Here is a 9240-nt window from a genome sequence, read left to right on the forward strand (position 1 = left end):
AGCCTCGACGGCCTGAAATCGAATCGCTAGACGGCGAGATGAATAGCGCAAATACTTGCGAGCATGAGGAGCTGAATATGGAATTGCTGGTAACGACCGACTGGCTGGCCAACGAACTGGGCGCATCGGATTTACGCATCGTCGATGCGACAAAATTCATGCCCGATGCCGGGCGCAATCCGGCAGCCGAATATGAAGCAGGCCATATCCCGGGCGCGGTCTTCATGGACCTCAGTGAATTGACCGACAGCAACAATCCGGTCGAAAACATGCTCCCGCCGGCGGAAAAATTTGCCAGCCGGATGCAATCGCTCGGTCTGGGCGATGGCAGCCGTGTGGTGCTTTACGATGACAGTCCGTTCAAAACCGCAGCGCGCGCGTGGTGGATGCTGACCATTTTTGGCGCCCATGAAGTCGCCATTCTCGATGGCGGCATCGCCAAATGGAAGGCCGAGGGCCGACCGCTTGAAACTGGCAAGGAAGCCCTGCGCCACCGCCATTTCACGGTCTGGAAAGATGACAAGGACGTTCGCACCAAGGCGGATATGCTCGCCAATCTGCACAGCAAGGCCGAGCAGGTTGTCGACGCACGACCGGCCGACCGGTTTAGCGGCGAAACACCCGACCTTCGCGGCAACGCAGCGTCTGGCCATATCCCTGGCTCGACCAATATTCCGCACAGCAAATTCTTCAACGCTGACGGAACATGGAAAGACAGTGACGAAATCAAGGCAATCTTCAGCGACGCTGGCGTTGATCTCTCCAAACCGCTGGTCACGACCTGTGGATCAGGGATTACGGCTGCGGTTGTATCCTTTGCCGCAACGCTCGCAGGTGCTGAAAAAACCGCTCTCTACGACGGCAGCTGGGCCGAATGGGGCGCAGATGCCGACACCCCGAAAGAAACCGCCTGAAAATGCTGGCGCTGCTGGAACTTTAGTTGGCCAATAGCGACTCTGGTTCAAAAAAGCCCGCTACACAGGCGGTCACCGGTGGTCGCCGAAAAATATGGACCGGGCCGGTGGTCAATCCACCGGTCTGGCGTGGGAGTACGCATCTATATGACGATGTGGCTCATCTCCGCGAAGGCCTGAAATCCAACGACGACGGTCGTTTTTTCTACGGCCGCCGGGGATCTCCGACTCAATGGTCGCTGGCCGAAGCACTGACCGAAATGGAGCCCGGCGCAGCCGGGACCATGCTTTATCCGTCCGGTGTTGCCGCCATTTCCTGTTCGCTGCTCGCCGTTGTGCAACCGGGCGACGAAATCCTGCTGACGGACAGCAGCTACGACCCCAGCCGCAGCTTTGCCGACGCCTTTCTCAAACGCATGGGTATCACAGCGCGCTATTATGACCCAATGATCGGGTCGAACATCGCCAACCTGTTCGGTCCCAAGACAAAGGCAGTTTTGATGGAAAGTCCCGGCAGCCTGACCTTCGAGGTTCAGGATGTGCCGGCGATCTGCAAGGCAGCTCGAGCGGCAGGCATAATCACCCTGCTAGACAATACATGGGCGACATCGCGTTTTTTCCCCGCTCTGCAACATGGCGTTGATATCGCCATGATCGCTGCCACCAAATATATCGTCGGTCATAGCGATGTGATGATGGGCGCGGTCACCACGCACAGCAAATATTGGACTGCTCTCCGGCGCACCGCGCAGCAACTGGGCCAGGTGGTTTCCCCCGATGATGCCTATCTTGCCGCACGCGGATTAAGAACACTGGACGTCCGTCTGCGCCAGCACGAAGCCAGCGCGATGGAAATTGCGCATTGGCTAAAGGCCCGACCCGAAGTGGGCCTGGTCTTCTACCCGGCTCTGCCCGATTGCCCGGGTCACGAGATTTGGAAGCGCGATTTCAACGGGTCATCCGGCCTGTTTTCTTTCGAACTATCGGATGGCGACGACCAATCCCGTGCCGCTTTCATTGATGCGCTGGAGCTGTTCGGCATCGGGTATAGCTGGGGCGGTTTTGAAAGCCTCGCGCTGCCGGTCGATCCCGGGAAACATCGCACGGTAACCAAATCGACCGCAAGCGGCCCGCTGGTGCGACTGAACATCGGTCTGGAAGACCCCGAAGATTTGATTGAGGACCTTGCCAAAGCTTTTGAACATTACCACAGTGCAAAGCCATGATCGACAATGCGTTCAAATATCTGGAAACTCTGACCGCTGACACCCCGCGCAACGTCCAATATATTGAGGGAGCGGTCGCCGCCGGCCTGGTCATGCTGGCGCTGACCGTCGGCTGGTATCTCAGCAAATATATTGGTCCCAAGCTACGCCACCTCTGGGAAGCCAGAGCCGGCTATGAGAGCGAACTCGCCGGCCGCCGCATCCGCGACATGACCCGGCGCGCAACCACATTCATCCTATGCGGGATCTTTCTGGCTTTCTATCCCTGGCACCTGATCGCACAGGTCGTCTTTTCCCTCACCATCGCGATAACGGTCGGCCTGTTTGCCAATGACCTGATCCGCGGTGTGCGGATGCCGGATTGGCTGGGAACGGTCATTGGCCTGGCCCTGTTCGTCAGTATCGGATCGGGATTGGTCGGCGGAATAGAACCGATCACATTAGCGTTGGACAAGGTCGGATTCAGCATCGGCACGAGAAGGATTTCGCTGCTCTGGATTGTTACCCTGGCGATGACCGCCGTCATCATGCTTGCGGTGGCCCGCGTGCTGATGAAGCTGGTGACTTATATTATCGGCAATAGCGAACTGGACGGCGCACAAAAGGTATTGGGCCAGAAGCTGGCCACCGTCGCCATATTGGCTGGCGCCTTTGTTCTTGGTCTCGATGTGGTCGGGATCGATCTTACCGCTCTCGCCGTCTTCTCCGGCGCCTTCGGCCTCGCCATCGGTTTCGGCATGCAGAAGACGATCGGCAATATGATCGCCGGGATCATCTTGCTGATGGACCGTTCGATCAAGCCGGGTGACGTGATCGCGGTCGGCAATACCTACGGCTGGGTCAACAAGATCGGCGTGCGCGCGGTCTCGGTTCTCACCCGCGAAGGCAAAGAGCATTTGATCCCGAATGAGGATCTGATGACGCGGGAGGTGGAAAACTGGTCCTATTCCAGTCCCAATGTCCGGATCAGCATCCCGGTTGGCGTGTCCTATAATACCGACATGGATCAGGCGATTGATCTGATGAAACAGGCCTGCGTCGATGTGCCGCGCGTACTCAACCACCCGAAACCGGTCGTCTGGATGCTGGAATTTGGCGACAATAGTGTCAATTTTGAAATCCGCTGCTGGATCAAGGACCCGCAATCTGGGGTCGGCAATTTCAAGGCAGCGATCTTGAAACGGGTATGGGACCTGTTCAAGGAACATGGCGTCGAAATTCCCTTCCCGCAGCGCGACATTCATATCCGGTCGATGCCGACAGACGCAACCGTCAAGCTCGATGCTGGCTCGAAACCGTCCCTCGACGAGGCAGAATCGACCGCGACCGAATAAGGCTAAGCCCGCGCGATCGAACTGCAATGACAAAGGTTTCGAGCACGAAATGATGCTTTATTAGTCATTCAGAATCAAATCCGCCTAAATTTTAAGCGGCCAAATATCACTTTGTGGCGCAAGTGCAACATTTCGAAATTATGTCACCTTTCCTGTCGTTTTCTTTCTTGTGCAGCGCAATAATATAGACCAGCTTTCCTGCAGTTGTTTAGAGACTGTTCGCGTTCGGGGCATCTGGCGTAATAAAATGACAGCCGTGACAATATCAGGAGGGGCGATACGCATTAACGAGAAAGGGATTTCCATGCGCACGTCCAATAAAGCTATTCTTGGCGGAAAAGCCAAATCAACTATCGTAGGCCTCTCGGCCATCTTGCTGGCCACCACGGCCGCACCAGCATTGGCGCAGGATGCAGAAGTATCTTCCAGCGCCTTCACGATTTCCGGAAACGCGGCAGTCACAACTGACTATCGCTTCCGCGGTGTCGCTCAATCCGGCGGCGACGTAGCCATTCAAGGCGGTATCGATATTGGCCATGAAAGCGGCTTGTATATCGGAACCTGGGGCTCTTCGATCAACTTTGCCGGTGGCACTGAACTTGATATTTACGGTGGCTGGTCCGGTGAACTGGCGTCCGGCATTTCAGCGGATGTTGGCTTGCTGTATTATTTCTACCCCGACGCCGGTGGTGTTGGCGGCGGTGCAACCGATTTCTTTGAACCTTATGCCTCGCTTTCGGCTACCATAGGTCCAGTTGAAGCCACCGTTGGTGCTGCCTATTCGTGGAGCGGACAAAGTGCGCTGGCTGACCAGGATAATATCTATCTTTATACCGACCTGAGCGCGGGCATCCCCGACACTCCGGTGACCTTGAATGCTCATTTGGGCTATTCGGATGGCAAGAGCTTCCTCAGTACCCTGCAGGGCACCGACAGCAACTACATTGATTGGTCATTGGGTGTTGATTATGCGATCACCGAAAATCTGACGCTGGGAGTGGCCTATACGGACACCGATGATTCCCCGGCACAGAAAGATTTCACCGACTCTGCATTTATTTTCACTCTCGGCGTATCGTTCTAAATTCACAAAAGCCACGCTGAAAAGGGGGCCACTCGGACAACCGGGTGGCCTTTTTTTTAACTGGCTGCGATCAGCTTTTGCGTCGCCGGATGCCGGGGATCGTCGATCACAGCCTGCATATCACCAGTTTCGACAATCCGCCCTTCTTCCATCACCGCAATGCGGTGGCACAATCGGCGCGCAGCAGCGATGTCGTGGGTGATGAACAACAGGCTCAATCCGTTCTCCACCTGTAGCCGGAGGAGCAGTTCGAGAATTTCCGCTCCGACCAACGGATCAAGCGCGGATGTCGCCTCATCGAGCACCAGCAGCTGTGGGGAAGAAATAATCGCCCGGGCGATCGCAACCCGTTGCGCCTGACCACCCGACAGGCTGGCTGGCAAGCGGGTCAGAAAGTCCTCCGCCAGGTCTACAGCGGACAAGGCTTGCTGCGCCATCTCACGGCATTGGGCTTTCATCAGGTCGGGGCGCAGATTGCGCAGCGGTTCGGTGACAATGTCGAGGACCTGCCATTGCGGATCGAGACTGGCGACCGGGTCCTGAAAAACCGGCTGGATCAGCCGGCGCATGTCCAGACTGCGCTTGCGACGCTCGGGAAGCGGCGCTCTTTGCCACAAGATTTCGCCCTCGGTCACCGGGCCGATACCGGCAATGGCGCGTCCGAGCGTTGATTTTCCGGAACCGGACCCGCCAACCAGGGCGAGAGATTCGTTCTGCCGCAATATGATGCCGGAATCCACCACGGCACGAATCTTTCCCCGACGCCAACCGGGACGCTCAAATTCGACGCCGACATCTAAGGTTTCAAGCAACAGGTCACGAGGCTCGCCAAGTTCCGGTGATGGCTCGTCGAGACGCGGCGTCGCGGCGATCAGGCGCCTGGTATAATCTTCCGCCGGATTGGCGATGACAGCGCCTGCCGAGCCAATTTCAACCACCCGGCCCCTGTCCATCACCACCAGTTGGTCGGCATGACCCTCAACCGAGGCAAGATCATGGCTGACCAGCAGCATGCCCAGCCCTTGCTCGGCTCGCAATTCGTCGAGCAGTGCCATGATCTCGGCGCGCAGGGCCGCGTCCAGAGCACTGGTCGGTTCGTCGGCGATCAGTAATTTTGGGCTATGCGCGATCGCAGCGGCAATCATCACTCGCTGGCGTTCACCACCGGACAACCGGTGCGGAAACTGGTCGAGCCGCTCACCCGCCCGGGAAAGGCCAACCCGCTCCAGCTTGCGGGCCAGCTCCCGGCGCGACGGCCGGGCGGCACCAGCCTGCATCGTCGCTTCCTGCAATTGCGCGCCGACCGTCAGATGCGGCGTCAGTGCCGTCAATGGCTGCTGAAACACGAATCCGGTGAGCCGCCGACGAACATCTCTTAGATGACGGGTATCGGCGCTCCCCAGGTCGATACCATCCAATATCATCGAACCGGAAACGACACCGGGGGTGAGCCCGAAAGGCGACAGGCAGGTCAGGCTTTTCCCGGAACCCGATGCTCCGATAAGGGCGGTGCACTGTCCCGGCTCGACGGTCAGGCTGACATTCTCGACCAGCCGCTTTCCGGCAATGTCCACAGCCAGATTCCGGATTTCATAAAGGCTCATGAAAAGCGGTCTCTCAGCCGTTCGCCTTCGATCGTCAGGCAGACCAATATCACCACCAGCAGACCGCCGGGCAGCGCCAGACCGAGCGGCACCATATCCATGTCGTCCGCGCCCTCCTTGACCAATATGCCGAGCGAGGTCAGCGGTTCCTGCACACCCAGACCGAGAAAGGATAGGAAGCTCTCGACCATCACCACCTGCGGCACGGTCAGCATCAGATAGGCCAGCGCGACACCGGCGATATTCGGCAATATGTGGCGCAAGATGATCGCGATCGACGGCGTTCCCGCCGCCTCGGCAGCCAGAATGAAGGGTCGCTGTTTCAGCGCCATCACCTGCCCCCGGACCACCCGCGCCATGGTCAGCCATTCGACCAGCCCGATGCCGACAAACACCAGCAAGATCGATCGTCCGAATACCACCATCAGCAGGATGACGATGAACATGAATGGCAGCGCATATAGACCGTCGACAATCCGCATCATCGCCTCGTCGACTCTGCCCCCGATCCAGCCCGCTGTCGCGCCCCAGGCGATGCCAACGATCAGCGAGACCAGCGCCGCGGCCATTGCGACCATCAGCGTGATCCGGGTTCCCGCTGCCAGCCGCGCCAGGCGGTCCCGGCCAATTTCATCGGTACCGAAAAAATGCGATCCGCTGAACGCCGGGGCGCGGACGGCATCCCAGTCGATCTGGTCATAATTCCACGGCAGCAGGAACGGCAGCAATAGCGCCAGCGCCACAATCGCCAGCACCAGAACAAGCGGGAAATGGCCTTTCAGCACCGCTTCACCCTTCCCGCATTCTGGGGTCGAGCCAGCCGTAGATCAGGTCGGCGAACAGGTTGAACAATATGATCAGCGCCGCATAGAGCGTGACCACGCCAAGCACGAGCGGATAGTCGCGGTTGAGCGCACCCTGGACGAAATAGCGCCCCAGACCGGGCAGTCCGAAGACGGTTTCGACCACGACCGCCCCGGTCAAAAGGCCAGCCGCTGCCGGCCCCAAATAGCTCGCCACCGGAACCAGGGCTGGCCGCAGTCCGTGTTTGAACAGAATTTTGGTTTCGGAAAGGCCGCGCGCGCGCGCGGTGCGGATATGATCCTGCTTGAGCACGCTGGCCAGTCCGGCGCGCGTGAGTTTGGCGATCGCACCCGACACCGGCAGTGCCAACGCCACGACCGGCATGATCAGCCAGGCACCACCCTCACCAGTTCCCGAGACCGGCAGCAAACCCAGCCACAGTCCAAAGAACAGCGCCAGCGCGGGCCCGGTGACAAAGGTCGGCAGCGCGGTGGCAATCGTCGCCAGCATCATGATCGTCTTGTCCGCCGCCTGCCCCGCTCGCACGGCAGCAAACAAACCAGCCGTAATCCCAATCATCAGCGCCAGCACTATCGCCAGCCCTCCCAGAGTCAGCGAAATCGGCAGGCCCTGCGCGATCAGCTCCGACACGGTAAAGTCGCGGTAGACCAGCGATGGTCCGAAATCCCCCTGCACCAGCCGCGAAACATAGAGCCACGCCTGTTCCCACAATGGCCGGTCCAGACCATAAGCCTGTTGCAACGCCGCCTGCGTGGCCGGATCCAGCGGACGTTCACCATCAAACGGCCCGCCTGGTGCCAGCCGCATCAGGAAGAAAGACGCCAAGATGATCACCAGCAGCGTCGGGATCGCCGTCATCAGCCGCCGGGTGATCAGGGAAAGCACGTGCCGCTAGAGCTCCATCGCTCCGAAACAGCTGCGCACTTCCTGGACAAACAGCTCCGGCACTTCCATCGCCGCAAAATGACCGCCATTTTCAGGCTCGCCCCAGTGACGCAAATCCTTGAACCGTTGCTCGGCCCAGCGACGCGAGGGGGTGATGATCTCGTTGGGGAAGATGCTGCATCCGGAGGGAATTTCAACCGGATCAATATTGGGCGCGCCGAAACTTTCGCGGTACAGCCGCGCCGAGGACGCGCCGGCGTTGTTGAGCCAATAGATCATCACATTGTCGAGCAAATGATCGCAATCGAAATTTTCATCCGGTGCCTTGGCACCATCGGACCAGCCCTGGAATTTCTCCATGATCCAGGCCATTTGCCCAACCGGTGAATCGGCCAGACCATAGCCGAGTGTCTGCGGCCGGGTCCGCTGGATTTCGGCATAGCCCGCGCCCTGCGACTGATAGACCGCAAAATGCGCCAGCGATGCCTGCTCTTCCGGTGTCGGATTGGTCATGATCTCTTCGGATGGTGGACCAACGACCACGAGATTGACATGGACGCCGGCACAATGTCCGAGATTTTGCGCGCCGATTACGGAGGTCACCATCCCGCCCCAGTCGCCGCCCTGCGCAAAATAACGGTCATAGCCGAGCCGGGTCATCAGCGTGTCCCATGCTGTCGCAATTTTTTCCAGACCCCATCCGGTCGTCGTCGGCTTGCCGGAAAAACCATATCCGGGCAGCGACGGCACCACCAGATGATAGGCATCTTTCGCCTCGCCGCCATAGGCAACCGGATCGGTCAGCGGGCCGATCACGTCCATGAACTCGACGATCGATCCCGGCCAGCCATGCGTCATGATCAGCGGTCGTGCATCCGCTTCCGGAGAGCGGATATGCATGAAGTGGATGTCGACGCCATCAATCTCGGTCAGATGATGGGAATATTGGTTGAGCGCATCCTGGCAGCGCCGCCAGTCATAGCTGGTCCGCCAATGGTCGACGATCGTCTTGACATAGTCGAGCGGAATACCCTGCGACCAGTCGTCAACCGGCTCCGGATCAGGCCAGCGCACATGCCGCAAGCGAATGTCGAGATCGTCCAACGCGGTCTTCGGGATATCAATTTCAAAGTCTCTGATTTCGTCGCTCACAACATGTCATCCTCTATCCGTTCGCCCTGAGCCTGTCGCCGGGCGATTGCTCTATTCTTGTCTTCATCCTCCGAAAAAGCTCGGGATGAGCGGGTTTTCGCCTACATCGTCGGGACCGGCGCTTCGCCCGAATAATCATAGAAACCCCTGCCCGTCTTGCGGCCCAGCCAGCCGGCCTCGACATATTTACACAAGATTGGCGCCGGACGATATTTG

The 9240-nt window shown here is 58.7% G+C and carries 9 protein-coding genes; 4 read left to right on the top strand and 5 right to left on the bottom strand.

The features are described 5' to 3' along the window. Nucleotides 1-77: 77 nt before the first annotated feature. The 4 genes from sseA (at nucleotide 78) to V7665_RS03140 (ending at nucleotide 4558) form a co-directional block, all read left to right on the top strand. Nucleotides 78-914, top strand: coding sequence for a 3-mercaptopyruvate sulfurtransferase (gene sseA, locus V7665_RS03125; RefSeq protein WP_335663077.1), 837 nt, complete (start codon nucleotides 78-80; stop codon nucleotides 912-914). A gap of 26 nt (nucleotides 915-940) precedes the next feature. Next, the gene (gene metC, locus V7665_RS03130; RefSeq protein WP_335663078.1) at nucleotides 941-2140 is read left to right on the top strand and encodes a cystathionine beta-lyase; all 1200 of its coding nucleotides are present in this window, start codon (nucleotides 941-943) and stop codon (nucleotides 2138-2140) included. Then, nucleotides 2137-3474: a mechanosensitive ion channel family protein gene (locus V7665_RS03135; protein ID WP_335663079.1), complete on the top strand. Its 1338-nt coding sequence runs from the start codon at nucleotides 2137-2139 to the stop codon at nucleotides 3472-3474. The genes metC and V7665_RS03135 overlap by 4 nt, the downstream gene beginning before the upstream one ends. Nucleotides 3475-3721: 247 nt before the next feature. After that, the gene (locus V7665_RS03140) at nucleotides 3722-4558 is read left to right on the top strand and encodes a TorF family putative porin (protein WP_335663080.1); all 837 of its coding nucleotides are present in this window, start codon (nucleotides 3722-3724) and stop codon (nucleotides 4556-4558) included. Nucleotides 4559-4614: 56 nt separating this feature from the next. Here the strand turns inward: V7665_RS03140 and V7665_RS03145 are convergent, their stop codons facing one another. The 5 genes from V7665_RS03145 to V7665_RS03165 all read right to left on the bottom strand — a co-directional run. Then, on the bottom strand, nucleotides 4615-6162 hold the full coding sequence (locus tag V7665_RS03145) for an ABC transporter ATP-binding protein (protein ID WP_335663081.1): 1548 nt from the start codon (nucleotides 6160-6162) through the stop codon (nucleotides 4615-4617). Beyond that, on the bottom strand, nucleotides 6159-6947 hold the full coding sequence (locus tag V7665_RS03150; protein ID WP_335663082.1) for an ABC transporter permease subunit: 789 nt from the start codon (nucleotides 6945-6947) through the stop codon (nucleotides 6159-6161). The genes V7665_RS03145 and V7665_RS03150 overlap by 4 nt, the downstream gene beginning before the upstream one ends. Before the next feature lie 4 nt (nucleotides 6948-6951). Further along, nucleotides 6952-7872 carry an ABC transporter permease gene (locus V7665_RS03155; protein WP_335663083.1) on the bottom strand — a complete coding sequence of 307 codons (921 nt, stop codon included), beginning with the start codon at nucleotides 7870-7872 and terminating at the stop codon, nucleotides 6952-6954. A 6-nt stretch (nucleotides 7873-7878) separates the two neighbouring features. Next, nucleotides 7879-9024, bottom strand: coding sequence for an epoxide hydrolase family protein (locus V7665_RS03160; protein WP_335663084.1), 1146 nt, complete (start codon nucleotides 9022-9024; stop codon nucleotides 7879-7881). Nucleotides 9025-9125: 101 nt separating this feature from the next. Further along, nucleotides 9126-9240 (bottom strand): 3-hydroxyacyl-CoA dehydrogenase family protein (locus V7665_RS03165; protein WP_335663087.1); only part of this gene is annotated, 115 nt, incomplete at its 5' end.

The sequence above is a fragment of the Parasphingorhabdus sp. genome, from assembly GCF_036964675.1.
Classification (GTDB): domain Bacteria; phylum Pseudomonadota; class Alphaproteobacteria; order Sphingomonadales; family Sphingomonadaceae; genus Parasphingorhabdus.